Here is a 25,496-nt window from a genome sequence, read left to right as displayed (position 1 = left end):
ATATGCTCATTGAGCTTTTTTAGAATGAAAAGAGGTTATACGATGGCTTTTCAGTTACCCGATCCAGCGACGCCATTTGGTGAAAGAGTGGCACACCATTTGCGCGACGACCTAATCATCTGGCTCACAACAGTTGATGCGAAAGGGACGCCACAGCCTGCTCCCATTTGGTTTCTATGGGATCAGGATACATCGACGTTCCTTGTTTATAGTCTGAATGCGGCCAAACGCCACGCCCATATCCAGCAGAATCCCAGAGTGGCTCTCAACTTTGATGGAAATGGGTCTGGAGGCGATATCGTCGTGATCACTGGTCAGGCGCAGATACGTTCGGATGAGCCCCCAGCCGACCAGGTGCCGGCTTTTGTTGCAAAGTATGATGCCGCGATCTCTAGATCCGGCTTTGGCGAACCGGCTGTCTATGCCGCCCGTTATGCGGTCGCGTTACGTATTTATCCCACCTCCATTCGAGGCCATTAGTAGCGTCGTCGTGCCCTCGGGCACGATGTCCCAGTGGCTTGTACGAGACAGCAGGATCGTAGCGAGCCACGCTGGCCTGCTTGATCATACGTCGAGTGGGAACATTGTGCCCGAGGGCATAACGCTACTTGTGGGGGCCTGATGATCTTTGGTGCATGTCTCTACAACGTGCTATAATACTACAGGCACTGCTTTGGCTTCTGGCTTTTTCACCACCGCAGCATGTAGCCCCGCTGACGATAGTGTTGTCCTCCTAATAAATTTTGCTGTGATCAATAACGACTTGTCTGGACATGATTTTGCAGCGGGGAGGCTCGGTGGTTATATAGAGCGTTGTCAACAGTGTGTGGATGCATGAGACATAGAATAGATGGTTGCAAATATGTTGTCTGGTGGGATTCTCTCTGCTGCTGGTCCACACATCTGGCTCATTGTTGAGTATAGCCCATTATAGTCGCCTGTCGGTTTTAATGATCAAGTCATAATTTGGGTGAGATGTAAATGGATATTGCTTTTATTGATACTGTGTATGATACAGCTAAATTGTGGTCCTCACTCTGCGATCGCGAACACTTCTTGACGACTTTCCAACAGGCCGCCCGACGCTCCGCCCAATTGGGACACTCAATCCTTGTTAGTATGACGTTTCCCATGACGTCATGTGACCCACTGCTTGTGTTTACTGCATTTCATCATCTCCATCTAGGCGAGCGCTTCTTTTGGACGCGTGATGTGGATGCTCGTGCTCTGGTCGGTGTTGGTCATGCTACGACGATTGAGACGGCTGGCCCTGGACGTGTCGCAATCGCAGCGACGGCCTGGCGAGCGTTGCGACAAGATGCCATCATTGAGAAAGCTGGAGATAACCTCCCTCTTTATACATCGGGACCAGTATTGCTGGGGGGCTTTACCTTCGATACGCTGACACCTCGTACGGCCTTGTGGGATGGCTTTCCTGATGGCCTGTTGATTTTACCCTATCTGCTTTTTCATTCTGACGAGGATCGGGCCGCTCTGACGATTAATGCAATGATTGATGCTTCCGATGCTTGCGAGCAACGTGCTGATGCTCTCATTGCTGATCTGGGCCGTGTCTGGGATGCTTTGAATGAGGTGGCACTACGTACTCAGGTGGCAACGCCTGCTGGCGATGAGTTGTCAGTGCATGATCTGTTGCCCGTTGAGCAGTGGAAACATCAGGTGGAGCGCTCGGTAGGGCGTATTCGTGCAGGGGCGTTCGAGAAAGTGGTGCTGGCACGTAGTGTGCGCGTGAAGCAAGTAGACTCTTTTGATATCGATGCGACGTTGCAACGTCTGTGTCAGGCGTATCCGAGCGCCTATGTCTTTGCTATCCAGCGGAGTGAGCGCTACTTTGTCGGGGCCACTCCTGAACGCCTGGTCTGTAGCGAGGATGGGCAGATTCAGACGATGGCTCTGGCCGGCTCGGCTCCTCGTGGAGCAACTGAAGAAGAGGATCAACGTTTTGGCGCCGAGTTGCTGAATAGTCCCAAGAACCAGGGAGAACATAATTTTGTTGTCACAACGATCCGGGATGCGCTCTCCTCATTGTGCTCGCGTGTCTGGGTGGCGGATGCTCCACGACTGCTCAAACTAAAAAACATCCAGCATCTGGAGACTCCGATTATGGGCAACCTCTTGCCCGGACACAGTATCCTGGAAACGATCGAGGATTTACATCCTACGCCGGCGGTTGGAGGCTATCCGCGCATTCCGGCCCTGGCGGCTCTGCGCGAAGATGAACAATTGGATCGCGGATGGTATGCTGGCCCGATTGGTTGGATCGGCACTGGCGGCAATGGTGAGTTCGCTGTGGCTCTGCGTTCAGGATTGGTCGAGGGTAATCAGGCCACTCTCTTCGCGGGTTGCGGTATTGTGGCCGATTCAGATCCCGAAAGCGAATATCAGGAGTCCTGTTTGAAGCTCCAGGTGATGTTACGTGGTCTGGGTGGTGAGAAGTGAGAAGTTATGATGTCACAAGCAATTGATGGTACTTATACGCTACAAGCTCAGAATCCGACGTATGCATACGTAAACGCCTTTATTGACGAACTGCAACGGTCGGATGTCCATAATATTGTGATCTGCCCGGGTTCGCGCTCGACGCCGCTCGCGCTGGCTATCGCAGAGCATCCCGCACTCAAGGCCTGGATGCATGTGGATGAACGATCTGCCGCCTTTTTTGCTCTGGGGATGGCCAAGCGCCTGGAGCGTCCAGTTGCCCTCGTCTGTACATCGGGGACGGCGGCGGCGAATTTCTTTCCCGCGATAGCAGAAGCAAAGCTTACTCATGTACCTCTCCTCGTGCTGACTGCCGATCGTCCGCATGAACTGCATGAGAATGGTGCTCCGCAGGCCATTGATCAGAATCGCCTCTATGGGACACATGTGAAATGGTTTGTCGAGACTGCTCTGCCAGAAGCTTCTAACGCGTCGCTACGCTACATCCGCACGCTGGCTGATCGTGTGGCCGCTCTGGCCTGTGCGGTCCCTGCTGGACCTGTCCATATCAATTTCCCCTTTCGTGAGCCTCTGACACCTGGACCGCTGCCCGATCAAGAACTCCTGCCGCTTGCGCAGCGTGATCCGATCGCCTGGGAAGGGCGTCCACACAATGTTCCCTATGTCGATGTTGCTGATGCTCCATTAGGACGTCTATCGACTGCTGCCGTTGAGCGCATCGCAGATCAACTCAGGCAGGCGCGGCATGGACTGATTATCGCTGGTCCTATGAGTGATCCTGCCCTGACCGCTTCATTGCTGCACTTAGCACAGACACTAAAATATCCAATTCTGGCTGATCCGCTCTCACAGCTGCGTAGTGGCCTTCATGATCAGGGCTCTGTTGTGACCAGCTATGATGCCTTCTTGCGCCTGGATGCTTTTAGCGCAAGGTATACTCCTGATCTGGTGCTGCGCTTTGGGGCGATGCCTACGGCAAAACCGTTATTGTTATATCTCAATCGTTTTGCGGATTGCCCTCAAATTGTTGTGGATGCCGATGGCGGCTGGAATGAGCCGACTCAACTGGCGACACAGATGGTACATGCCTCTCCGTCCGTTTTTTGTCAGGATCTGGACGAGGCGCTCCTCCAGGGACGGGAGTTTGCTCATGATGAGTTCTGGCTGCGAGCGTGGCTGAAGACAGAGCAGAGTACACGTCAGGCTCTGACGGCGGCAATCGAGGATTTCTCCGTGCTGTTTGAGGGACGTGTCTTTACCGAGTTGGCAGAGTTGTTGCCGGAGGGGGCGACCCTGTTTACGGGCAATAGCATGCCTGTGCGCGATCTGGATACTTTCTTTGGATATAATCCGCGCTCGATCCGCATTGTGGGCAATCGAGGAGCCAATGGGATTGATGGCGTTGTTTCAAGCGCGCTGGGTGTGAGTGCCGGTTCGCGGGTGTGTCAGGATGAAAAAGCTCCGACTGTCCTGGTGATAGGGGATTTGTCTTTCTTTCACGATCTCAATGGTTTATTAGCTGCTCGCCTCCATCAATTAGATCTGACGATTATCCTGATTAATAATGATGGTGGTGGCATTTTTTCATTTTTATCGCAGGCAGCCTATCACGAACATTTCGAGCAACTCTTTGGTACTCCCACCGGCCTTGATTTCCGTCCGGTGGTGCAGATGTATGGTGGAATATACTCTCTGGTAGCTGATTGGTCAGCTTTTCGACAGGCGTTCCGACAGAGTGTCCAGGATGGAGGGCTGCATGTGATTGAGCTACGTACCGAGCGCTCAAGCAATGTCTCTATGCATCGTCAACTCTGGCGGGTGGTAGAGGATGCTCTCGGCGCGGCTGAGGAGAAATAATAATGGAGTTGCAAGCGGTTGAGCAATCTCATGATACAGGCAGACGTATTGAAGTCAATGGTATCTCTATGGGTGTGCTTGAGCGTGGCAATGCGCTTGATACATCCCCCGAACAACCAGTCATCGTGTTTATCCATGGCTTTACAGGAGCCTGTCGCAGTTGGGAGGCGTCGCTGGATGCTTTTTCTGAACGTGGCTCACATGTGATCGCTCTAGATATGTTGGGACATGGTTTATCGGATGCTCCAGAAGATCCACTGCGCTATGCGATGGAGCATTGTCAGCAGGATGTAATTGCAGTACTCCAGCAGCTCCACATTGAGCCAGGGAGAGCTATCCTGGTTGGCTATTCGATGGGGGCTCGGATTGCTCTCTATTGTGCCTTGACTGCCTATTTCCGTGCTCTGGTGCTGGAGAGTGGATCTCCTGGGCTGGCCTCTGCTGACGAGCGCGAGCAGCGTCGGCGCAGCGATGAGGCGATTGCTACCTGTATCGAGCAATATGGTATGCAGGCGTTCGTGGATTACTGGGAACGCTTACCGATTTTTGCCAGCCATACTGACCTTCCACCTGGCACAAGAGCAGCTTTACACGCTCAACGTTTACAGAACAATGCCACTGGCCTTGCGAACAGCTTGCGGGGCGTCGGTACCGGAGTCCAGCCCTCCCTGTATGATCGTTTGGGAGAAATCACACTTCCGACACTCCTGATCACTGGTGCCGACGACAAGAAATTTTGCGATATCGCTCGCGAGATGGTAAAGAAGATGCCAGCAGCACGGCATGAGATTATCGCAGGGGCAGGTCATACAGCTCATCTGGAGCAGCCGGCTGCATTTGATGCCGTGGTTCGGAAGTTCTGTGACTCTGTGCAATAATAATGATGTACCGATGTCTATCGCTGTCGCTACCGAGAGCGAAGTATAGGCATGCGCGTAAAAAATGCGCAACAATTATACTTAATTGAGAAGAGGAGATATATTATGTCGGTTGAATGGCAAACTGTACGTGAGTATCACGATATCATTTTTGAGAAGGCTGATGGCATGGGCAAGATCACGATCAATCGCCCAGAGGTCCGTAACGCTTTCCGTCCACAAACATTGGCAGAACTGATCGATGCCTTTAATATCTGTCGCGAAGATGCAGAGATAGGTGTGGTTATCTTTACTGGAAAGGGCGAGTTGGCCTTTTGTTCCGGTGGTGACCAGCGCGTTCGTGGCGAGGGCGGCTACGTTGGTGAGGACGGAGTTCCTCGTCTGAACGCGCTTGAGCTGCAAAAGGTGATCAAATATCTGCCCAAGCCCGTGATTGCGATGGTCGCTGGTTACGCTATCGGCGGCGGACACGTGCTGCATATGCTTTGCGATCTCACGATCGCTGCCGATAACGCTCGTTTTGGGCAGACAGGCCCACGCGTCGGCAGCTTTGATGCCGGTTGGGGAGCCACATATATGGCTCGTATCGTTGGCCACAAGAAAGCCCGTGAGATCTGGTATCTCTGCCGCCAATATGACGCTCAGGAGGCTCTCGATATGGGGCTGGTCAATACGGTCGTTCCTCTGGCTCGATTGGAAGAAGAGACCATCCAATGGTGTAAGGAGATTCTGGAAAAGAGTCCTATCGCGCTTCGCTTCCTGAAATCGGCTTTCAATGCTGATACCGATGGACTCGCTGGTATCCAGGAATTGGCAGGCAACGCCACCATGCTTTATTATATGACCGATGAAGGTAAAGAAGGAAAGAATGCTTTCCTTGAGAAGCGTAAACCGGATTTTTCGAAATTCCCCCGCTTGCCATAATTGACTTCTATCCCTGGTACCAGGCATCCAGGCCAGCAGACGTAGCGGCGCGGCTCCGCCGTGCTGTGACTGGACGCACGAAAACGTTTCTCGTGCATCTGGAAGCAACGCAAACGAGATGATCCACAGGGGAAGATGTCTCAATGGAACCCTACGAGGAGCGTATTCGTGCGAGTCACAGACAGCACGGCGGAGCCGCGCCGCTACGTCTGCTGGCCTTTCAACCCATTGGGATGCATGTGTCTAATGCTACTTTGGTGCGATGACCTTTGACGGTGTACTATGTTTGGATCTCCTGGTCCCTTCGTTGGGGAGGAATATATGAGATAGGTTAATGGCGATGGCTGATTTGGGGATAAGTGATGTGCGATGGCATGCGTATCGTGTGCCGTTGCCAGGCCGCTTTACGAGCGCTCACGAGGTGTTGGCTACGCGTGAAGGGATTATGATTGAGCTTGAAACCTCTGCCGGGATAGTTGGTGTTGGTGAGTGCGCTCCGTTGCCAGAGTTTGGTGGAGGCACGCTCGAGGATGCTTTGATCGCTTTGCCGGCTGTAGCGCGTCTTGTACATGGTGAGACTCTGCTGGCTGCTCTGGAAATGCTTCATCCGTCCCGTGGCTCTCTCCCAACCGTGGTGGCCTGCGGACTGGAGACGGCTCTGCTTGATGCTTTAGGGCAAGTGAATGGTTGCTCTATTGCTACGCTGCTGGCTCCTGAGACTTCTATACGGGAATCTGTGGCGGTGAATGCGGTAATTGGTACTCGATCTCTGGAACTGGCCGTGGCTCAAGCTGTGGAGGCTGTAGAGGCAGGCTTTGCGTGTGTCAAGTTAAAGCTTGTGGCTGAGGTTGTTGCGTCGATTGAGCTGGTCGAGGCTGTGCGTACAGCGCTTGGGACGGCTGTCCATCTGCGACTGGATGCGAATGAGTCCTGGGATTTCGCTCAGGCTCGCTCGATCTTGCAGGCTTGCGAGCGTTTCGATATCCAGTATGTTGAGCAACCATTGTCCAGGCATGATTTGAGTGGAATGTCAGAGTTGCGCCGCCTGACCTCTATCCCGTTGGCCGCCGATGAGATGCTGTCCGATCTGGCAAGCGCTCAACAAGTGCTGGATGCTCAAGCGGCTGATGTCTTGATTATTAAGCCTCAGTTGGCAGGTGGCTTACGCCAGGGGCGTCTGATGATCCAGGAGGCTACCGCACGGTGCGTGAGGTGTGTGGTGACGAGTACGATTGAAGCTGGCATCGGTGTCTGTGCTGCGTTACAATTGGCCGCCGCTTCGGCTGAGATCAGTCTGGAATGCGGTCTGGCTACTTTGCCGATGCTGGCTGATGATCTGATTGTCGATGATATTCCTGTCATACGAGGTTATATGGCCGTCCCGACAGGCAACGGTCTGGGTGTGTTTCCAGACCGCGTGGCCTGGCAACGTTATCGGCATCTGAATGTCTAAATGAGTGGACAATTTTCAGTGTAGGACTTTCATTAAGAACGGTTCCTGTATAGTAATCACTCAAAGGTCATCATTCTACACCAGGATACGTGATTCCACTTTAATACGAAAAGCGAGGAGAGAAGTGCGCGTTATAAAATATTTGACGTAATAAACGTTATGAGATAGAATAGAAACGTAATTATGTTTTGTTGAAACCGCAGTACGTTCTCCTTAGCTCCAACCACTGGAGACTCCACAGAATCGCGGCAAGTTCAGTTACTTCTCATGTTTTCCCTCAACCAGAAAAGTGCCCACGCATTTTTAGTCATGATGAGATGGAGGTCGATATCCGATGGCACGAAGTCGTAGTTTACCCACAAATCTTTTTGATGATCCTGATTTTTTTGATCTCAGTAGTGATGCTCAGGTTGTCCTGCTTGGATTGGTGCTCAATGCAGATGATCATGGACGTGGTTTAGCTCATGCTGGCTTACTGTCCCGCAAGCTCAATAAGCCGGTCGATCTGATAGAAGCGTGCTTGACGCTCCTACAACAGTGTACGCTCCTTCAATGCTATCGTGATGAACGGCAACGGTATTATGCGTTAACGCGCTGGTTGGAGTGGGAGACATTGAGCAAACCCACTCACTCAAAGTATCCGATTCCTCCTCAGAAATCATTGCTAGAAAACCCCCCAGAAAATCCTGGGGAATCTGGGGGATTTTTGGGGAATTTGGGGGAAGTTCGGGAAACGATTCTAGAAGAAGAAGAAGAAATAGAAATAGAAGAAGAAGACGAAGGTGAAGAGGAAAACATTATTCCTGCCGGAATAACGTTTCTCTCCGCCATCGACGGCGTCTCAGTTGTTTCACAACAAAAGATTACGGAGAAGGATAGCATACAGCAAGTTGCGGGCATCCTAAAAAACCCTCGACGCGAGTGTGCGACGCTGCTACTCTGTCAGAGGTCATCGTACAGATGTAACATTGGAGATGTGTATCCCAATGGTCTGAGCCCACCGACGTCGTTACTATACTGCCAAAGGTCATCGTGCCCATGTGGCATTGGAGATATACATCCTGATGGGGGATATGCCCACCGACATAGTGTGGTCTGTGAATCATACGAACATGCTCCTCATGGGGTTCCATTGAGTGCTCTTTCCCTGGTGGATCGTTTCGCCTGCTAGATAGTTTTGAGGTGAATTATGAATGTAGCAGAGACAACTCTTCCGAATTGGTTGAAACGCTGTGCTGAAAACACTCCACAGCAGAGCGCGATCAGCACTCCTGATCTAACCTGGACGTTTGCTGATCTGTATCAACAGTCGACACAGTTGGCGCAGCAATTAGCGGCTTTAGGCGTGCAGGAGGGAAGTCGTGTAGCTGTCCTGGCTGGTACGGGCTTGCCGTTTGTGACCTGTGTTCACGCGTTGATGCGTCTGGGAGCGATCCTGGTACCTCTGAATGTGCGCTTAACCTTGAGTGAGCATGTCTGGTTGCTCGATGACGTTGGTGCAGAGCTTCTTGTCCACGATCAGCAGTATGCTGTCCGCGCTCAGGAACTTGTCTCGTCGCTAGCCGGGATTGCTTCCACGCTTGTGACTTTTGATCATGCCACACAGAGTGTCTTGTTGCCCGGGATAGTTCCAGCACTAATGGCTCTGTTACGCGATGAGATCGATCTGACGGCTCTTCAGGCGATTATGTACACATCAGGAACTACCGGCACTCCCAAGGGCGTGCTAGTGACGTATGGAATGCAGTGGTGGAATGCGATTGGCTCTGCGCTGAATCTGGGCCATCGGCCGGACGATTGCTGGCTGCTGTGTATGCCGCTCTTTCATATAGGCGGACTCTCGATCCTGATCAAGAATGTGATTTATGGTATTCGGATAGCTCTTTACGAGAAATTTGACGCCGCCGTGATCAATCAGGCGATTAGAGAGCAGCGTGTGACGATTATTTCGGTCGTGGCTGTGATGCTACAACGTATGCTTGCCACTCTTGATGCTGAGGAGGAAGCGGGATCTTATCCTGCAGCCTTGCGCTGTGTCCTGCTGGGAGGTGGTCCGGCTCCTCAGCCACTCCTGGAGGATTGCGCTCGACGTGGCATTCCTGTGGTCCAGACCTATGGCTTGACTGAGTCGTGTTCGCAAGCGGTGACGCTCTCTCCGGCGGACGCGTTGCGTAAGCTTGGCTCGGCTGGACGCCCACTATTGCCTGTACAATTGCGTGTGATGGTCGATGAGGATTCAATCGCTCAACCACTTCAGGCTGGCGTCATCTGTCTGAAGGGTCCAAGTATTACCTCTGGCTATGATCATCGACCTGATGCAACCGCTACTACGATCCATGATGGATGGCTGTCTACTGGCGACCTTGGTTACCTGGATGCCGAAGGCTATCTTTATGTGCTCGATCGGCGTAGTGATCTGATCGTTTCAGGCGGCGAGAATGTCTATCCAGCCGAGATAGAAGCTGCCCTGCTTGCTCATCCAGAGATTGAAGAGGCGGGCGTCTGCGGTCAGTCTGATCCCGTGTGGGGGCAGGTTCCGGTGGCGTTCGTGCATCTCCTCGCTGGTAGTGAGCTTTCTTCAGATGCGATTCTGGAATATGTCTCCTCACGTCTCGCTCGCTATAAATTGCCTCGCATTGTCTATCTCGTCGATCAGTTGCCTCGAAACTCAGCGGGCAAGCTCCTCCGTCGTGATCTGAACAAACTTTTGCCCTGAGAAGCGTATAGACAGAGTTCCTTGCTTCGCTCGACGCTGGTCATAGAAACGCTCCATCCGGAAGTGCATTCTGATATAGATGCTCCCTTGACAGGGAGTCTTTTTTGCTTATTATTTCAATATGTGCTGAAATATTGAAATGTAAAAATCATGAATGTGGTGTCGACTGGATCAAGCAATCCTGAGAGGTGGATCATATCTCAAGGCTCTTTGGTGGCTGAGTATACTGGTTGTACAGGATAAATTGTTGTGTGATCCTCTGACGAATTCTACCGGATGTCATGTGAGGAGGCCGCGCTTGATTGCTAGCAAAAGGTCTGCGTTGAGTAAACGGGATCGTGCTCATCTGCGTATCGGGCTGCTGTTCATTGGTCCCTGGATGCTAGGGTTTCTTGTTTTTGTACTTTATCCGACAGTCTATTCGTTTGTGATCAGCTTTTCACGCTACACAGGTTTACACGCACCTGTCTGGTTGGGGACTCAGAATTATCACCGCATGCTCAATGATCCTCTGGTCGGCGTGGCAATCCAGAATACGTTGTTTTATACCGTGCTGGCAGTTCCCCTGGGGATGTTGATCGCGATCATTCTGGCTCTGGCGATGAAACGCTCGGTTAAAGAAGTCGCCATCTATCGAACTGCGCTATACCTGCCCTCGATTATTCCGATCTTTGCTTTGTCATTCATTTTTATTGTGCTGGTCAATCCTCAATACGGGCTGGTCAATGGTTTCCTGGGGCTCTTTGGGGTGCCAGCGACGAACTATCTGGGTGATCCCACCAGTGCCAAGCTGGTGATTGTGGCGATGGCTCAGTTGGGAGCAGGTAATGCTGCTCTAATCTTTCTGGCGGGCCTCAATGGTATCTCCAGGACGTTGTATGAAGCGGCCCATATTGATGGTGCCGGTCGCCTGGTCTGCTTCGTGCGGATCACACTTCCTCTACTTTCTCCAACAATTCTCTTTAATCTGGTCACCGGGGTGAGTGGTGGCTTACAAGTTTTCCAGCAAGCGTACATCATGACAAGTGGCGGTCCGGCTAATGGCACGCTCTTTTATATGTACTACCTGTACAGGAATGCTTTTAGCTATGCTCAACTCGGTTATGCTTGTGCTCTGGCTGTGATGCTGTTCCTCTTTGGTTTGATGCTGGCGCTTGTGCTCTATCTGGTGAGTCAGCGCTTCGTTACCTATGATGCTGCCTAGCTTCCGGGTAACTTATCTGTCGCCGCAAGCGTATTCGTACCGTTGCGTACGATCAGAGCGTCGGTGACGAGAGAGCGCTGGATACTTATGGGAGTACAACTTCTCTGTCGTGTATGGCGCAGTACAAATAGACGTTGTGGGCCGATATGGATGGTATGGAGGTTGGATGATGAAGACAATTAATAGGCCAGAGACACTTGTTGAGCCTGATGAGCATCCATCGGTGCAACGACAGCGCACTGCGATGGCATTCAAGCAGACGCGTAAGCATATTGGTGTGCGTATCTTTTTGATAAGTATCTCCTTGCTGTACCTTGTCCCCTTTTATTGGATGCTCAATACGGCACTGAAATCGAACCCCGAACTGGCGATGGTCCCTCCGACGCTACTGCCTGGCAGTTGGGAATGGGGTAACTTTGCCACGGCTCTGACGACGATCCCTTTTTTGCACTACTTTCTGAATACGGTTATCTACACCACGCTGGCGGTCATCGGAGCGGTGTGTTCTAATCTGATTGTCGCGTATGGTTTCTCCTGTATCGAATGGCCGGGGCGCGATCTGGTCTTCTATCTGGTCTTGATCACCATCTTCATACCTTTCCCAATTGCGATTATCCCGCTGTTTGATCTATTCGCCTGGCTGCATTGGATTAATACTCTGTTGCCGCTTGTGGTTCCAGCCTTTCTGGGGAGTGCCTTTTATATCTTTTTGTTGCGGCAGTTTCTGCTCCAGTTGCCCAGAGAATTGCTTGATGCAGCTCGCATCGATGGTGCAAGCGAATGGCGTATTCTCTGGCAAGTGGTGATGCCGATGGCGAGACCCGCTCTGGCTGTGGTGGCGATTCTGTCGGGGATCGGGGCCTGGAATGACTTTATGGGACCATTGATTTATCTCCAAGATGATACTCTCCACACGTTGTCGATCGGTCTACAGGTCTTTCGCTCAACTCATGATGTGCAATTTAATCTCTTAATGGCGGCCTCGATTATGGTGATCCTGCCCATCATCGTCCTCTTCTTTTTGTGTCAGCGCTTCTTTATCGAAGGCATTGCATCAGTAGGCATCAAGAAGCAGTAGCAGCGGACATGCAAGAGCGTGATCTGCCGAGAGGAGTCTATATGCGTATCGATATGTGTAAAGGCCAGTTGTATCTTGTCCGTATTGGAGCGAGATCGTTGTCTCTCTGTCTGCTAATGCTGATGCTCTTTTCCTCCTGCTCTTTGACAGGCGTGCGCGATGCCCATGAAGTGCTCTACTGGACGACGATGACTGATCCTGTCATGATGGGCATTCAACGGAAGATTATCAGAGTCTTTGAGCAAGAAAATCCCGGCTTGCATGTGCGCATGGTTGGGATGCCCGCCTCCTCAACTGGCGATGCGACTGCCTTGATTACCTCTGTACGTAGTAGTGCGCCTCCCGATGTCTACCTGCTGGATCGCTTTACCGTTGACCAGCAAGCTTCTATTGGCCTGCTGACTAATCTTGCTCCCTATGTTGCCAGAGAGAAAAATCTGGCGCAGAGCTATCTCCCGTTTGCCTGGAATGAGGTTAGCTATCAAGGGAGCCCTTATGGGCTTCCGATCGAGACCGATGCTCGTGTTCTGTACTATAACAAAGATCTTTTGCGGCAAGCGGGAATTGATCCCGATCTATTGAATCCTGCTCACGGGCCGATCACGATAGATGCTCTGATCGCTCTGGCTCAGCGGATCAATAAGTTCGATACACGCGGCAACTACACGCAGATGGGTTTTATTCCATGGGCCGGTCAGGGACAATTTGCTACCTGGTCACTGAATATGGGAGCTCAATACTTTAATCCACATACCTGCCAGCTTACTCTGACCGAGCCTGCAATCATGCAAACCTATCGGGATTATGCTCGCTGGGCAAAAGAACTGAATTATGCCAAAGTTGATACGTTCCTGGCAACCTATCAGCCTCCGAACGCCCCGCCGGGGCAGGCACCTTTCTTAACCGGTCATCTGGGCCTGTCAATCGATGGCAATTGGAGTACCAATGGTATTCGCTTGTACGCTCCAAAGTTGAACTACGGTGTCACATATCTACCTGTTGTCCGGAAAGGAGATCAATCCACTACCTGGGCCGGAGGCTTTGCGCTTGTCATGCCCACTGGCGCGCCAAACGCTGGTCCTGGCTACCGCTTTATGCGTTTTATGACAGGTGAAGAAGGTCAGCGTATCTTTGTTCAGGACAGCGGTGATCTACCTACCTGGACGTCGCTCTATCATGACAAGCAACTCTTCGCTAACCAACCGACGCTCTTTCAGCATATCATGCTGAATGCACGGAGTCGCGTGCCCTTGCCGATCGGTGCACAGCTCTGGGATACGATGATGACCGCTCAGGAAGAGGTACTACTGGGCGATAAGACTCCGCAACAGGCTCTTGAAGACGCTCAGGGACGCGTGCAGCCACTTATGCAGCAGTATTGCCCTGCTACGCCTCGTTGAAAAAGGCTCTTCAGAGGTTGAGAATGTTCTTCCGATTGTAGAGAAAAAGTGTTGACAGGACAGTTGCGGTATGGTAATCTACTACTTGTAACACGGCGGTACGCCTTTTGAGAGCTAGTGATTTATGATAAATTCTCTCAATCGGTATTCGAGCTGTCTTACACGCACTTTTGGAGAGGTCGCATAGTGGCCTAGTGCGGCGGTTTGCTAAACCGCTGAAGGGGTAACCCTTCCGAGAGTTCGAATCTCTCCCTCTCCGCCAGTCAGCAAACAATTGATACACTTAGGCGAGTAGCTCAATGGTAGAGTCCACGTCTCCAAAACGTGTTGTTGCAGGTTCAAGTCCTGTCTCGCCTGCCACTCAAGCCTCTGAAGAATAAATCATCTTCAGAGGCTTTTTTGTATGCTGATACTTCTCCCAATCATGTCTTCCTGGCTGCTATAAGTTATTCGGGCTAGTTTTATACATTCTTAATAGCATTTTGTTGCGATAGTGTTTATGATAGAAACGGTATTATAGCATATTTGAAAGAAAGGATGTGATGCGATGCGTGGTTTGCTTAGACTTCCCTCTTTGCTGTTGAGCTTTCCGAATTATCTTCGCCTCACTATTATTGCAATAGCATTTTTTGTATGTCAGATAGTGTATATTCTCATTTATCCTTCAACTCATATTGCTGGTATTATCGTGATTCCTGTCGTATTGGCTGCCTGGTGGTTTCATTATCGCGGAATGTTGCTGTGCATACTGATAACCCTTGTCTCTATTAAAGCTGCGAACAAGTTCCTTCTACAGATACCTTTCTGGTCCATTCCATCGATGCTGTTTGCAGTGAGCGGCGTAATCAGTTTAATCGTTATTGGCCTGGTTATCGCCTATTTGCGCTCAACGGTGGATCTGGTAGAAATGACACGTCGAAAGGAGCAGGTAGCTGAACAGCAGATGGCTCAGGCTTTTCAGCAACAGAAAGAGCTGTTCCAGCAGAAGGAAACTTTTTTGAATCATATTCATCATGAATTGCGTAGTCCGCTCACTGTGATCTATGGCAGCTTACAAATTCTTACCAATAATCAGAATAATGAGCAGGAGGATTTTGCATCTTTCCAAAAAATGTGCCTGGAGCAGGCGATGGAAGGTTGTGAAGATCTCATGCATCTCGTTTCTCAAGTGCTTGAAGCGACCATAAGTGGTCACTCATTTCCCTCGCCGGAGCCGCAGGCTTCGTCTCTGGTGCAAATTGCGGAGGACTTGTTTGAGCATGGAGATCCTCGTATCTCGTATCAGAGTCAGCTCTGCCTCGATAGTTCGGCACAGGTGATGGTCTGGGCAGATCAGCTTTTCTTGAAACAGATTCTCTGGAATATCTTTTTGAACATCTGCATCTACTGTGCCCCACATCCGATCATTCATCTGAGCGCCAATCCCATTGAAGAGAGATCGAAGCTTGCAAAAGATGTGTTGTGGTGGTGTATTCGGGTCCGGGATAGTGGACCAGGCATTCCTCAGGAGGAGATAGGGAATCTTTTTTCACCTTTTGTACGTTTGAAAAGGGATCTGGCTATGTCCACACCGGGGAGCGGGCTTGGACTGTATATCAGTAAGCAACTTGTCGAGGCGATGGGAGGCAGGATCTGGGTGGAAAGTTCAGGACGTCAGGGAGAAGGGAGTTGTTTTTGTTTCACTCTGCCTAGCGTCTCTGCTATCAGTGCATAACTCTTCTGTCGTTGCTGTAGTACCTGGTCCATATACAATAAGTGTGACCTGACACCTTGCCAGGACAGGTCAATTTCAAGATATAATCTCTCTTTTGCAATCCTTGCTCCGACTATCCTTGTGAGCAAAGTCGCCGTGTGTGATAGCCAATCCTCAGTAGTCACATCATGCGAGCTCGCATTTCTCTGTGATGCGATCGCTTCCCTCCATGTTTCAACCTCTGCAACGGCTATGAATTTCTATGGATTTATGAGAATTGCCAGAGATATCCATTATTGAGGACGACAGAGACCAAAAATCGGATCTTCATCCATTATAATTGAGTGATGTGGCAAAAATTAGCCGTGTTAGATGTTTTTTGATTGTGCTAAATGTGTATCAGGAATTTCGTTTTTCAGGAGTGGCCTACATGGAAAACGTCTTACCCAATGATCGATTAAGATCGTTGCGTATCAGCCGTAAAGTCTCGCGCCAGCAGCTGGCGGAGCAGATTGGAATTAGCTTCTACACAATTGGTCGTTGGGAGCGCGGAGAAGCTTTGCCATCGCTCAACTTGCTCGAGAAGTTGAGCGCCTTCTTTCAGATACCTTCTGAAGAATTAGGTTTTACTGCGCTGACAGAGAGTAATCGGCTGGATCGCGATGAGGTAATCGATGATAGCGTCTCTCGTAGCCTCTACGACCCAGCGATCCCATTGAGCTCCGCAAGCGGACTGGTGGGACGCGCAAAGACGTTGTCTCAATTGAAGGAGCGGCTAGAGGATGGTGCTCAATCCTCGATCATCGTCATCCATGGTCTGCCTGGAGTTGGCAAGACTGCTCTGGTGACAGAACTGGCGCACAACACAGACGTCCGGGAGCATTTTGTCGATGGCATTCTATGGGCGGGACTTGGTCCGCAGCCAAATCTGCTCGGGTTATTGAGTCGCTGGGGAGCACTGCTTGGTCTCACGGCAGCAGAAACGAAGACTCTGACCGGGATTGAACCATGGTGTCAGGCGCTACGCACCGCGATAGGTGGGCGAAGATTTCTTATAGTGATCGATGACGTCTGGAGCGTTGAAGATGCTCTGGCTTGCCGCATAGGAGGCACTCATTGCCAGCATCTGATGACGACACGTTTTCCCGCCATTGCCTCGCATTTGAGCGTGGACGGTGTGATACCTCTGCGAGAGCTGGATGATGATGAAAGTCTAACATTGTTACAAAGTCTGACGTCACAATCGATAATTACCGAGTCGCAAAAAGGGCTAGATCTAGTCCGAGCGGCTGGCGGATTGCCTCTGGCACTATTATTGATGGGTAACTATCTGCGGACACATGACTATAGTGGGAAGTCTCGACGTATTAATGCGCTTCTGCAACGGCTTGAGGATGTCGAAGTGCGCTTGCGCTTGAGTGCCTCCGATTTAGCACCAGATAGTCATCCCAACCTGAGCCACGGAACGCCCCTCTCATTGCAATCTGTCATCGCCGTCACCGATCAATTTTTAAGTCCACAGACACGTGCCGTCTTATACGCATTATCAATTTTGCCGGCCAAGCCTAACAGCTTCTCCGAAGAGATCGCTCTGGCCGTCGCCGCGTGTACCACCGACGATCTTGATCTGCTCTCGGATAGCGGCTTGCTCGAATGCAGTAGCACTAATCGCTACATGCTCCATCAGGTGATCGCTGATTATGCACACATGCATCAAGGTGAGCAGGAACGTATCCAGGCAAGCAAGAGACTGATCAGTTACGTACTGGACTATCTTGAAACCCACAAAAAGGCCTATGAGTTGCTGGAGATCGAAACGAACTGCATCCTTGCGGCCCTCAACTTATCCTACGAATTGCAGGGACAGGCGGAATTGATCCAGGGAGTCTGTACATTTGCCCCTTATCTCATTCTGAGAGGCTTTTATGCTCTCGCTGAACAGCATCTCCAGCGAGCCTACGAGATTGCCAACGCTACGAACGACAAAGGCGCACTCGCCAGCGGCATCATGCGCTATCTGGGAGAGGTTGCACAGAAGCAGGGGAACTTTGATCAAGCCGAAATTTACTTTCAGGAAGGACTGAATCTCGCTCGTGCATTGGGCGATGATGAGCATATCTGTGACTTGCTTACCGATCTTGGATCTATCTTCTGGAGACGGAGCATATATGTGCAAGCCGAAGCATATCTACAAGAGGGGTTAGTATTGGCTCGCAAGATAGGACACAACGAACGTATTTACATGATTTTGAAAAATTTGGGAGCTGTTTTTAGTGGTCAAGGGGATTCTATGCGTGCTGTAGAGTCCTTTCAGAAGGGTTTGGAGCTTGCAAGATTAACTGATGATCGTGAGAGTATGTGTTTACTAGTGGGAAATCTAGGCGTAGTTTTATCATTGCAAGGGCAGCAGGAAAACGCTGAGGCATGTTTTCAGGAGGGTTTAATCCTTGCTCGTCAGATCAGACATCGTGAGCAGATGTGTGTTCTCTTACTGAACCTGGGCAATGTGAAAAGGTATCAATCAGATTACTCGGGCGCAGAGGTATTTTTCCGTGATGGGTTAGATGTTGCACGGCAGATAGGGCATCGTGAATGGATAAGTGCTCTTTTAAGTGACCTTGGATCGTGTTTGTGGCACCAAGGAAATTATCGTGAAGCTGAAAGTTTGTTAAACGAAAGTCTACTTCTGGCACGACAGATTGGGAGACCCGAAATTATGTGTAATACACTGAACGAATATGGGAACTTTTGTCTTATACGCGATCAGGTAGATGCAGCTGAAAAGAGTTTCCAGGAAATGCTGAATATTATTCCTGGTGATGAGCGAGCTTGGTATGCTATTGCACGTTATGGGTTGGCGCGTGTGGCTGTGCTGCGAGGTAATCCTGAACTGGGTCGCACCCTTGGAGAATCTAGTTTGCAAATTCTTGGGGACGTAGGTTATGTTCATTCTCAGGAAATAAAAAACTGGTTAGAAACCCTCAACTTATAAGTACCTTTTGGCCGAACATACGTAATTCTTAAGGAGATAACTAAGTGCGATTTGTATTATAAACAAGTTAGTTTACTACTATCTAGTAGTTTGATTTTAATGACAGTTATGGTGATTTAACCAAAAAGGACTATTTGTTGCCAGTATAAAGACCAGGGTATTTTATTAGGCTTGATCAAGAAACATAAGGACCAGGGCAACCTTAATGAAGCATTGTGTTTAGCTAAAAGTGCTTGTCAGGCTGCCCCATTCAAAATTTGCTACGCAAAAAGACGCGTTTGTATCTTCAATTTTACGCCTCTCTTCTGACAGAACCTCTGAGAATTTATTCCACGAAATAATCTTTATACAATCTTAACATCCATATGTATTAATTTATTGACGCTTTTGTATCCAGATTTGTGGTTTGAAAATCCTGTAAACGCGCTCTAGATGGGCGCTAATGCGAATATCGTCAACTTTATATTTTGGTCTAGTACTTTTTTAGTACTTGTTGATGACAATAATGATGATCTGAAAAAAATCTTATACCTTAGACCCTAGTGATGTTGATAGTCGGTATAAGACATGTATACGACGTGTGCGTTCCCTTTAAATGGAATTAGGTAAATGTCTTCTACCGGAAAAGACAAGGTAAACAACTCACCATGATCAGGGATGTGATCATCCGGCCATCCGGTCTGCTGATAATGACCCAGCCTGTGGAAGAGCACGACTTTTAGAGGTTGGAGCAGTTGTCATAAACCACCACCGATGGCAAAAACGATGAAATTGTGTACATGTATTATCGGTCTAGAGGTGCAGGCAAGACGGTAAGAGCGACCGTTGGAAGCGGCTCTGCGATCTCAGGCCACAGGAAAGGAAACATCATGCGTAAACAGTATATTCGCTGGATTTTACCTGTTGTGGTTCTCTTAATTATGACAACTGTTTTGATTCTTGGCCCGGCAATATTTAGCCATGCTGCTGGAACTACTAAAACAACTACTCCTACAGCAACATCTACCAGTGTTCCAACTCCAACCTCTACAATAAAGCCCAATTGGTCATATTACAACTAAGATTGCAATTTGCGAAGATCCAAATGCTTAGATTAATTAAGCATTTGGATCTTCGCAATCATTTTAGAGTAGATAACCACTCTTTGGCTTCTCCAGCTTTAATATGCTGTATGTTTTCTAAATTCTTTACACTTTCTGCTCCCAATGTTTTTGCTTGAGTTATGTTACCTTGATGAGCAGCGATACGTGCCATACTATAATTGGCTAGAGCCGAGAGATCTTGATGTTCTGGAAGAATGATTTGCAACATTTCATTAAAAATTCTTTGTGCTTGATCAATTTGATCACAGTCTAGATACAAATTTCCGTATTCATATAAGCAGATTGCAATAATACGAGGTATTCCAATTTGTTTAGCTATAGTGAGCCCTTCTTGAAAATATCCTTCAGCTTCTTGATATTTTTTCTCTTTGACTATTGCTGAGCCAAGGTTGATGAGCAGTGCACTAATCCATTCTCTGTGATTGATTTGACGAGCAAGTATTAGTCCTTCTTGAAAATACTGTGCGGCTTGTTTATAATCTCCCAATTCGCCTATTAGATCTCCAAGATTAATAAGCAGAACACATGTTTGTTCACGATCTCCAATTTGTCGTGCAAGTTCCAATCCTTGTTTATAATATTGTTCTGATTGGATGGGATTTCCCATTTCATTGGCTGCTTTTCCAAGATTGCTTAGTAGAACACATATTTGTTCTCGATCTCCTAGCTCTTGAGCAAGCTTTAACGCCTCTTGAAAATAAGTAGTTGCTTGAGATGCATCTCCTTTGCTACCAACGACTGAGCCTAAAATTCTTAGCAAACCAACAATTTGCTGATTATCTTTTGTATATCGTGCGAGATTAAGTCCTTCTTGTAAATATTGTTGCGCTTGCTCCGTTTCTCCCATTCTCCACTTTATTGATCCTAATCCCGTTAGAAATTCACAGATTCGTTCGCTTTCTCTATCTACGCGAGCTATATGGAGACCTACTTGGAAACATTTTTCTGCTTGAGCAAAATTTCCCTGTTTCTGACTGATTTGTCCCAGATACAAAAGTGTTCCCGTTACACCATAATTATCGTGTAGTTGTAGTGCAACCTCGTGGGCTTTCTCCAGGTGTTGAGAGGCTTGTTGATAAAAGCCGCGCAAGATCAGGAAGGGGGCGAAGCCACAGGCTATTTGAACGAACTTCTCGAGTTTCTCCTGGGACTCGGCACTTTCTAATGCGGCTATGATAGTGTCATTTTCAATTTCTAGCTGCTCATAATCTTTTTTGTGCTCTTGTACATAGTGTGTAAAGTAAGTAATCAGGCGCCCCTGAGCTTCGTCGAGCTTGTCTTCTTCGATCTGCAAGAGGGCGTAGTCGGATATGACTTGATGTAGTTGATAGCGCTCGCCATTATTTTCCAGCAATCCGGAGTCGGAGAGGGCATCCAGTTGATCATATGCGCAGGAGGCGACGGCGATGGCTGCCTCTTCCGAGAATGTATTGGGTTTGGGCGGAAAGACCGAGAGTGCATAAAGAGCGTTCTGGGTCTCTTTATCAAGTTGCTGGTCGGTGACGGCGATGATCGATTGGATCGAGAGCGATTGCTCGATCGGGATACTGGGATGGCTCTCGGCCGGAATATGTGGCTCTTTAAGTTTTAATCTGCCTTCTACCTTGCTGAGGCGTTCCAGCGCGGTTGAGATGCGTCTGGCAGGCCCATTATAGGCTTGCTTGCGTAGATAATTACCCATCAATGTCAGGGCCAGTGGGAGCCCTCCGACGGCCTTGACGAGGTCGTGGACTTTCTGTTGCTCGCGATAGATGACCTGTGGGGCGAGCTGGTTCAAAAGATTAATACTATCTTTTTCGTCCAGTTCTCTGATCAGGACGGCGTTTCCTAGTGCCATGTGTGAGGCGATTAAAGGGAAGCGTGTGGTGACAATATGAGCACAGTTGGCTCCTCCGACACGGAAGGCCAGCGCCTCTTCAAGTTTCCAGGCGTCATCGATAATGATCAACATCGTTCGACCACCAATGGCGTTGCGGATGGCTTTGGCCTTGGCTTCGTTACTGCCCAGGTTCGTCATTTGCGTGAAGGAGATCCCCAATAGATTACCCCAGCGACTGAAGACGCCTGGTATGTTCGGTTGAGGCCCTACGCTGGCCCAGAGCACGCCATCCTTAAAGTAGCTGCGTATCTCTTCGTCATGCGCGATGGCGACCGAGAGCGCGGTCTTGCCGACTCCAGGCAGGCCATTAAGGGCTGTCAGAGAACTACTGCTATTCACACGCAGTTGTTCTTTGATGCGTGCCAGATCTTGTTCGCGTCCGACAAGAGGCTTGGCGGGCTGAAGCGGGATGGCCGGATCATAAATTGTCTGGGGGACGATGATCTGGCTGACAATGGGGGCAGCTGGGGCAGCTGAGGCTTTTCCTCCAGTCCCGCTGCGTGCGGATTTTACCACCGCCAGATCGAGCTCTTCCTCTGACTTTTGATAAAAGCTGCACAGCTTGCGCCGGAAATACGGATTCGGTCGTGTGATGCCGCGTTCCCAACGGCTGACATTAACGTACGTTGTCCCTATCTTGTCGGCGAGCTCTTGCTGTGAAAGATTATAGCTGACACGCGATTCTGTTAAGCGTACCCTCGCTTGAGGAGGCGTCTCAGAGGTAGGCATTCTTTCACCATTCTTCCTTGTTTTATAGAAAATGATAAATATGATAAATGTGAATGATAAATCTGTCATTAAAAGTATACCTCATTTTGCCGCATAATTAGCACAGATAAAGTTTGTAGTGAGAAAATGCGAGCAATGGTACGGACGGCATATGAAACACCAGGATCTAAATGATATCTTCACCCTTGAAGTGGAAGCAACCGATGAGCGTTCAATTGTTTTGGACTGGCTTTTCTATAATGTTGGTCAGTACGATCAGCAGCCGCTAATCATTGTGTTGCCACCAGATGCCGTTTTTCGGCGTCCGGGAGACTTGCGTGAGTTGCAACAGGTAACTGCCTCACAGAATGCCCAGTTAATTCTGGTCATTGAAGGGAATGAGCGGCTTCGTTTATGGGCACGCCGACATGGTTTTACGGTCTATTCGACAATAGAGACCTGTCAGAAGGCGCTTGCTCAGCCGGGGGAATTCCAGCCACTGTATGCTATGCAGTCTGGATGGCAGACGAGGTCCGATGCATGGATGCCAAGAGAGCAGTCACCCGTGGGCAGCGTTGCTGGTTCATGGGATACCTATCGCTATACCAGGGAGAATACGCCGGGGGAAACGTATCGCTCCGATTTAACTGGTATGGCTGTTGACAGCTTACGCACAACTTCCGGAGTCATGCAACAATTAGAGCCAATGGGGAAAACCTCCACCGCCGTTTTCGAGCGACCACAGGCTGCGCTGGATATCTCTTTTTATCGGGTCACTGAACCGTTAAATGAAACATCTTTGCAGCGAGTGTCTGGCGATGGGCTCCGTGCCCTTGACAGGCGGACCTCTTTGGCTCTGATTGAAAAATATGATGCTCCATTTTCTACCAATTTAGAGTTCTCTTTAGCAGAGCAAGAAACACTGGATAAACTAGTGCCAGTCGCTGAAGGAGTGCCAACTTTTCGGGGAGTATCCAGGCCGTCTCCATTGCTGACCATGGTCGAGCAGGTGAGACAGGATAAACTCTTACTCTTTCTGATCATACTCGTCGTCGTGTGTGTTGTCGGAGGAGTTGGTTTTAGCTATCTACTCGAGATGTTGCGTACGCACAGTACACAGGCACCGGTTTCATTGATAAATAGCATGTTCTGGGGGATAGAGTAGAGATCTATGGCAAGCTACATACAACGTATTCATCTAAATCGTCCTAAGAAGACCCGGTTAATCATCGCTGTGCGCTTTGTTGTCACGGCTGCGGTCTCTAGCGTCTCAACTGAACCGGATACATCTAGCGAAGCGCCACACAGAACTGGCAGCCCTGAAGTATCCACAGTCACAAGAGCGCAGAGATATCGCTCCGATAGCCGAGAGGCGGCCACGGCTGGTGTACGCGGAACAGTGGCGATGCGGTTGAGATTGGTAGGCCCAGAAGAGCCTACTATGAAGGAGTATCACCATGCAGAAAGTCTACCTGCGTAAGCCCAAAGCACCAGCAGAACAGATAAGCCAGCAACCGACTAAAATATTGCATTTCTCACTTCAGGACTCGCTACCAGCGCGTCATACTCTGGTCTTGAACACAGCCTTCGGGACACTCTCGTATCTCAGCTGTGACGAGGTCGGTATGCCACGTCTGTTGAAGCAGGAACAGTTTACAAATACTGAACTAAGTGTCTTAATGCCACTTTTAGAACTGTTTCCTTATTATTGTCCTTATGAAGTGCTGTATGCCAGTTTTTATGGTGGCGGCAAAGCCAGCGAAGAGAGCATCGCCAGCGCACGTGACCATCTTGATGAGGCCATGGCTGCGGGCTGCTGGGATCAAGAGATGCGTCCAGTACGCTGCGCTCTATCACGCACGCGGCTCAAAATGCGTACCTTCAACGTCGACATCTCATCAATTCTCTCTACCGGATATATACTCCTGATCTCCGGCGATCCAGAGGAAGAAGATGCCTACGACGATGCGCGAAAGGTTGCAGGACGACGGTAGCTTTAGCCTAACATACATACTCTCTCCATGTCCTCCCCTGTGCTTTCTGGTTGTGGAACGGGGTCAGACTATTGATGCGATAGCCTGGCTCCGTTCTTTTTTGTATCTCTCGCTTTTCATCTGGGCGGATGTTAGTATTCGCGGATGGAGATGAGTTTCATCTTGGCGAGTTGTTGCAGGCAGCTGAAGACATCTTGTTGTCCATCCTCGTTAGGATGGAGCACGGCGGCGATCTTGCTGACCGAGCGCTGACCATCAACCAGGACAAGTACCCTGCGCAGGCGGCGATTCAAACCTCCCAATAGACCAGAATCAATATATATCAGCCGCTCAGCCACGAAGTTGGAGAAGACATAGTGGCGAGGCCCCGCTGTATTGTTCTGCGTCGCTGGCCGGATGGTTGGCAGGTGAGGATTGGTGTTTTGCATACTTGTTGTGTATGGTCGGACGGCTGGTAGCTGAGGATTCGTACGCCGGGTGTTTGGCGAATACGATTGGATGGCTGAAATACGGGGATTGGTCTGTTGCGTGTTTGGTGAATATGATTGGATGGATGGTAGATTGGTGTTAGTATTGGTGTACAGTGGACCTGATGTCTGCTGTGGACGTATGGATGGCAAACTCATGTTCGTCTGTTGCTGCTGATCTTGTCCCACAATCCAGTGTAAGGTACCCATGCTTGAGACAACATCCATCGCTTCAGAGCCTGAGAGTATGATCTGTTTTTGTGTGTTGACAAGATAGCAAGCAGCGGCTCGACCGTGGGCCATATCGATAAAGGTGTATCCACCGGAGAGACCCGCAAAGCCATAGGGAATTTGAGCACGAATGCGTCCATCATGACGGGATTTTTGTAGTACCTGCAAGAGCGCGGGCAGATCTATATCTATGCTATACACCTCAACCCCTCATAACCAAAAACTGCACTGTCGCATATCTTCCTTGAAAACGACAATTGATGCATATATGCTGCATGCAGGCTTGAAATCGGTCAATCAAAACAGATAGGAGAAATAACCGACCTATGTAAGTACGATAAATTCTCATCCATATTATATCATAAATAAGCCTCAGAAGTGACATAATTCAATCAAGTACTAGTGTTAATGATTAGGTTGTATGCCTTGCTAAATGCTTGGATTACATCTATTTGATGC

The 25,496-nt window shown here is 49.5% G+C and carries 20 protein-coding genes and 2 tRNA genes; 20 read left to right on the top strand and 2 right to left on the bottom strand.

Annotated features, from left to right (window positions below):
- The first annotated feature begins 42 nt into the window (after nt 1–42).
- The 17 genes from AC27N8_RS18415 to AC27N8_RS18335 all read left to right on the top strand — a co-directional run bounded on the left by AC27N8_RS18415 (nt 43) and on the right by AC27N8_RS18335 (nt 19,716).
- Nucleotides 43–480 carry a TIGR03667 family PPOX class F420-dependent oxidoreductase gene (locus AC27N8_RS18415; RefSeq protein WP_487068848.1) on the top strand — a complete coding sequence of 146 codons (438 nt, stop codon included), beginning with the start codon at nt 43–45 and terminating at the stop codon, nt 478–480.
- Between the two features lie 501 nt (nt 481–981).
- Entirely contained in the window at nt 982–2,460 is a 1,479-nt protein-coding gene (locus AC27N8_RS18410; protein ID WP_487068847.1) for an isochorismate synthase, read from the top strand.
- 6 nt (nt 2,461–2,466) lie between these two features.
- Nucleotides 2,467–4,317: a 2-succinyl-5-enolpyruvyl-6-hydroxy-3-cyclohexene-1-carboxylic-acid synthase gene (menD, locus tag AC27N8_RS18405; protein ID WP_487068846.1), complete on the top strand. Its 1,851-nt coding sequence runs from the start codon at nt 2,467–2,469 to the stop codon at nt 4,315–4,317.
- 2 nt (nt 4,318–4,319) lie between these two features.
- Nucleotides 4,320–5,195, top strand: coding sequence for a 2-succinyl-6-hydroxy-2,4-cyclohexadiene-1-carboxylate synthase (menH, locus tag AC27N8_RS18400; RefSeq protein ID WP_487068845.1), 876 nt, complete (start codon nt 4,320–4,322; stop codon nt 5,193–5,195).
- A 105-nt stretch (nt 5,196–5,300) separates the two neighbouring features.
- The gene (menB, locus tag AC27N8_RS18395; RefSeq protein ID WP_487068844.1) at nt 5,301–6,119 is read left to right on the top strand and encodes a 1,4-dihydroxy-2-naphthoyl-CoA synthase; all 819 of its coding nucleotides are present in this window, start codon (nt 5,301–5,303) and stop codon (nt 6,117–6,119) included.
- Nucleotides 6,120–6,262: 143 nt separating this feature from the next.
- Nucleotides 6,263–6,385 (top strand): hypothetical protein, encoded by a 123-nt coding sequence (locus AC27N8_RS18390; RefSeq protein ID WP_487068843.1) that lies wholly within the window; start codon nt 6,263–6,265, stop codon nt 6,383–6,385.
- 68 nt (nt 6,386–6,453) lie between these two features.
- A complete protein-coding gene (gene menC, locus AC27N8_RS18385; RefSeq protein WP_487068842.1) occupies nt 6,454–7,572 on the top strand; it encodes an o-succinylbenzoate synthase in 1,119 nt (372 codons plus the stop codon).
- A gap of 334 nt (nt 7,573–7,906) precedes the next feature.
- Nucleotides 7,907–8,743: a hypothetical protein gene (locus AC27N8_RS18380; protein WP_487068841.1), complete on the top strand. Its 837-nt coding sequence runs from the start codon at nt 7,907–7,909 to the stop codon at nt 8,741–8,743.
- A gap of 18 nt (nt 8,744–8,761) precedes the next feature.
- Nucleotides 8,762–10,288 carry an o-succinylbenzoate--CoA ligase gene (locus AC27N8_RS18375; RefSeq protein WP_487068840.1) on the top strand — a complete coding sequence of 509 codons (1,527 nt, stop codon included), beginning with the start codon at nt 8,762–8,764 and terminating at the stop codon, nt 10,286–10,288.
- A gap of 298 nt (nt 10,289–10,586) precedes the next feature.
- Nucleotides 10,587–11,492, top strand: coding sequence for a carbohydrate ABC transporter permease (locus AC27N8_RS18370; RefSeq protein ID WP_487068839.1), 906 nt, complete (start codon nt 10,587–10,589; stop codon nt 11,490–11,492).
- Nucleotides 11,493–11,658: 166 nt separating this feature from the next.
- Entirely contained in the window at nt 11,659–12,570 is a 912-nt protein-coding gene (locus AC27N8_RS18365) for a carbohydrate ABC transporter permease (RefSeq protein WP_487068838.1), read from the top strand.
- A 41-nt stretch (nt 12,571–12,611) separates the two neighbouring features.
- Nucleotides 12,612–13,970 carry an ABC transporter substrate-binding protein gene (locus tag AC27N8_RS18360; protein WP_487068837.1) on the top strand — a complete coding sequence of 453 codons (1,359 nt, stop codon included), beginning with the start codon at nt 12,612–12,614 and terminating at the stop codon, nt 13,968–13,970.
- A 172-nt stretch (nt 13,971–14,142) separates the two neighbouring features.
- Nucleotides 14,143–14,232 (top strand) — tRNA-Ser (locus tag AC27N8_RS18355).
- Nucleotides 14,233–14,255: 23 nt separating this feature from the next.
- Nucleotides 14,256–14,330, top strand: a tRNA-Trp gene (locus AC27N8_RS18350).
- A 187-nt stretch (nt 14,331–14,517) separates the two neighbouring features.
- Nucleotides 14,518–15,684 (top strand): sensor histidine kinase, encoded by a 1,167-nt coding sequence (locus tag AC27N8_RS18345; RefSeq protein WP_487068836.1) that lies wholly within the window; start codon nt 14,518–14,520, stop codon nt 15,682–15,684.
- A 409-nt stretch (nt 15,685–16,093) separates the two neighbouring features.
- Nucleotides 16,094–18,655 carry a tetratricopeptide repeat protein gene (locus AC27N8_RS18340; RefSeq protein WP_487068835.1) on the top strand — a complete coding sequence of 854 codons (2,562 nt, stop codon included), beginning with the start codon at nt 16,094–16,096 and terminating at the stop codon, nt 18,653–18,655.
- A gap of 869 nt (nt 18,656–19,524) precedes the next feature.
- Nucleotides 19,525–19,716, top strand: coding sequence for a hypothetical protein (locus tag AC27N8_RS18335; protein ID WP_487068834.1), 192 nt, complete (start codon nt 19,525–19,527; stop codon nt 19,714–19,716).
- Nucleotides 19,717–19,774: 58 nt separating this feature from the next.
- On the opposite strand, the gene AC27N8_RS18330 is transcribed toward AC27N8_RS18335, so the two are convergent.
- On the bottom strand, nt 19,775–22,366 hold the full coding sequence (locus tag AC27N8_RS18330) for a tetratricopeptide repeat protein (RefSeq protein ID WP_487068833.1): 2,592 nt from the start codon (nt 22,364–22,366) through the stop codon (nt 19,775–19,777).
- Nucleotides 22,367–22,517: 151 nt separating this feature from the next.
- Between AC27N8_RS18330 and AC27N8_RS18325 the strand changes: the two genes are divergently transcribed.
- The 3 genes from AC27N8_RS18325 to AC27N8_RS18315 are packed head-to-tail and all read left to right on the top strand — an operon-like array spanning nt 22,518 to nt 24,339.
- Complete coding sequence (locus tag AC27N8_RS18325; RefSeq protein WP_487068832.1) at nt 22,518–23,510, top strand: hypothetical protein; 993 nt, start codon at nt 22,518–22,520, stop codon at nt 23,508–23,510.
- 6 nt (nt 23,511–23,516) lie between these two features.
- A complete protein-coding gene (locus AC27N8_RS18320; protein ID WP_487068831.1) occupies nt 23,517–23,825 on the top strand; it encodes a hypothetical protein in 309 nt (102 codons plus the stop codon).
- The gene (locus AC27N8_RS18315) at nt 23,803–24,339 is read left to right on the top strand and encodes a hypothetical protein (protein ID WP_487068830.1); all 537 of its coding nucleotides are present in this window, start codon (nt 23,803–23,805) and stop codon (nt 24,337–24,339) included. The genes AC27N8_RS18320 and AC27N8_RS18315 overlap by 23 nt, the downstream gene beginning before the upstream one ends.
- A gap of 131 nt (nt 24,340–24,470) precedes the next feature.
- On the opposite strand, the gene AC27N8_RS18310 is transcribed toward AC27N8_RS18315, so the two are convergent.
- Nucleotides 24,471–25,238 (bottom strand): hypothetical protein, encoded by a 768-nt coding sequence (locus AC27N8_RS18310; RefSeq protein ID WP_487068829.1) that lies wholly within the window; start codon nt 25,236–25,238, stop codon nt 24,471–24,473.
- Nucleotides 25,239–25,496 lie beyond the last annotated feature (258 nt).

The sequence above is a fragment of the Dictyobacter sp. Z7_2 genome (assembly GCF_057551105.1).
Note: the sequence above shows the minus strand (reverse complement) of the source record. Positions and strands in the feature narration are given on the sequence as shown.

Excerpts from the sequence above, each read along its gene's own strand:
- AC27N8_RS18415 (WP_487068848.1), top strand. The coding sequence starts at position 43 with ATGGCTTTTCAGTTACCCGATCCAGCGACGCCATTTGGTGAAAGAGTG.
- AC27N8_RS18410 (WP_487068847.1), top strand. The coding sequence starts at position 982 with ATGGATATTGCTTTTATTGATACTGTGTATGATACAGCTAAATTGTGG.
- menD (WP_487068846.1), top strand. The coding sequence starts at position 2,467 with ATGATGTCACAAGCAATTGATGGTACTTATACGCTACAAGCTCAGAAT.
- menH (WP_487068845.1), top strand. The coding sequence starts at position 4,320 with ATGGAGTTGCAAGCGGTTGAGCAATCTCATGATACAGGCAGACGTATT.
- menB (WP_487068844.1), top strand. The coding sequence starts at position 5,301 with ATGTCGGTTGAATGGCAAACTGTACGTGAGTATCACGATATCATTTTT.
- AC27N8_RS18390 (WP_487068843.1), top strand. The coding sequence starts at position 6,263 with ATGGAACCCTACGAGGAGCGTATTCGTGCGAGTCACAGACAGCACGGC.
- menC (WP_487068842.1), top strand. The coding sequence starts at position 6,454 with ATGGCGATGGCTGATTTGGGGATAAGTGATGTGCGATGGCATGCGTAT.
- AC27N8_RS18380 (WP_487068841.1), top strand. The coding sequence starts at position 7,907 with ATGGCACGAAGTCGTAGTTTACCCACAAATCTTTTTGATGATCCTGAT.
- AC27N8_RS18375 (WP_487068840.1), top strand. The coding sequence starts at position 8,762 with ATGAATGTAGCAGAGACAACTCTTCCGAATTGGTTGAAACGCTGTGCT.
- AC27N8_RS18365 (WP_487068838.1), top strand. The coding sequence starts at position 11,659 with ATGATGAAGACAATTAATAGGCCAGAGACACTTGTTGAGCCTGATGAG.
- AC27N8_RS18360 (WP_487068837.1), top strand. The coding sequence starts at position 12,612 with ATGCGTATCGATATGTGTAAAGGCCAGTTGTATCTTGTCCGTATTGGA.
- AC27N8_RS18345 (WP_487068836.1), top strand. The coding sequence starts at position 14,518 with ATGCGTGGTTTGCTTAGACTTCCCTCTTTGCTGTTGAGCTTTCCGAAT.
- AC27N8_RS18340 (WP_487068835.1), top strand. The coding sequence starts at position 16,094 with ATGGAAAACGTCTTACCCAATGATCGATTAAGATCGTTGCGTATCAGC.
- AC27N8_RS18335 (WP_487068834.1), top strand. The coding sequence starts at position 19,525 with ATGCGTAAACAGTATATTCGCTGGATTTTACCTGTTGTGGTTCTCTTA.
- AC27N8_RS18330 (WP_487068833.1), bottom strand. The coding sequence starts at position 22,366 with ATGCCTACCTCTGAGACGCCTCCTCAAGCGAGGGTACGCTTAACAGAA.
- AC27N8_RS18325 (WP_487068832.1), top strand. The coding sequence starts at position 22,518 with ATGAAACACCAGGATCTAAATGATATCTTCACCCTTGAAGTGGAAGCA.
- AC27N8_RS18320 (WP_487068831.1), top strand. The coding sequence starts at position 23,517 with ATGGCAAGCTACATACAACGTATTCATCTAAATCGTCCTAAGAAGACC.
- AC27N8_RS18315 (WP_487068830.1), top strand. The coding sequence starts at position 23,803 with ATGCAGAAAGTCTACCTGCGTAAGCCCAAAGCACCAGCAGAACAGATA.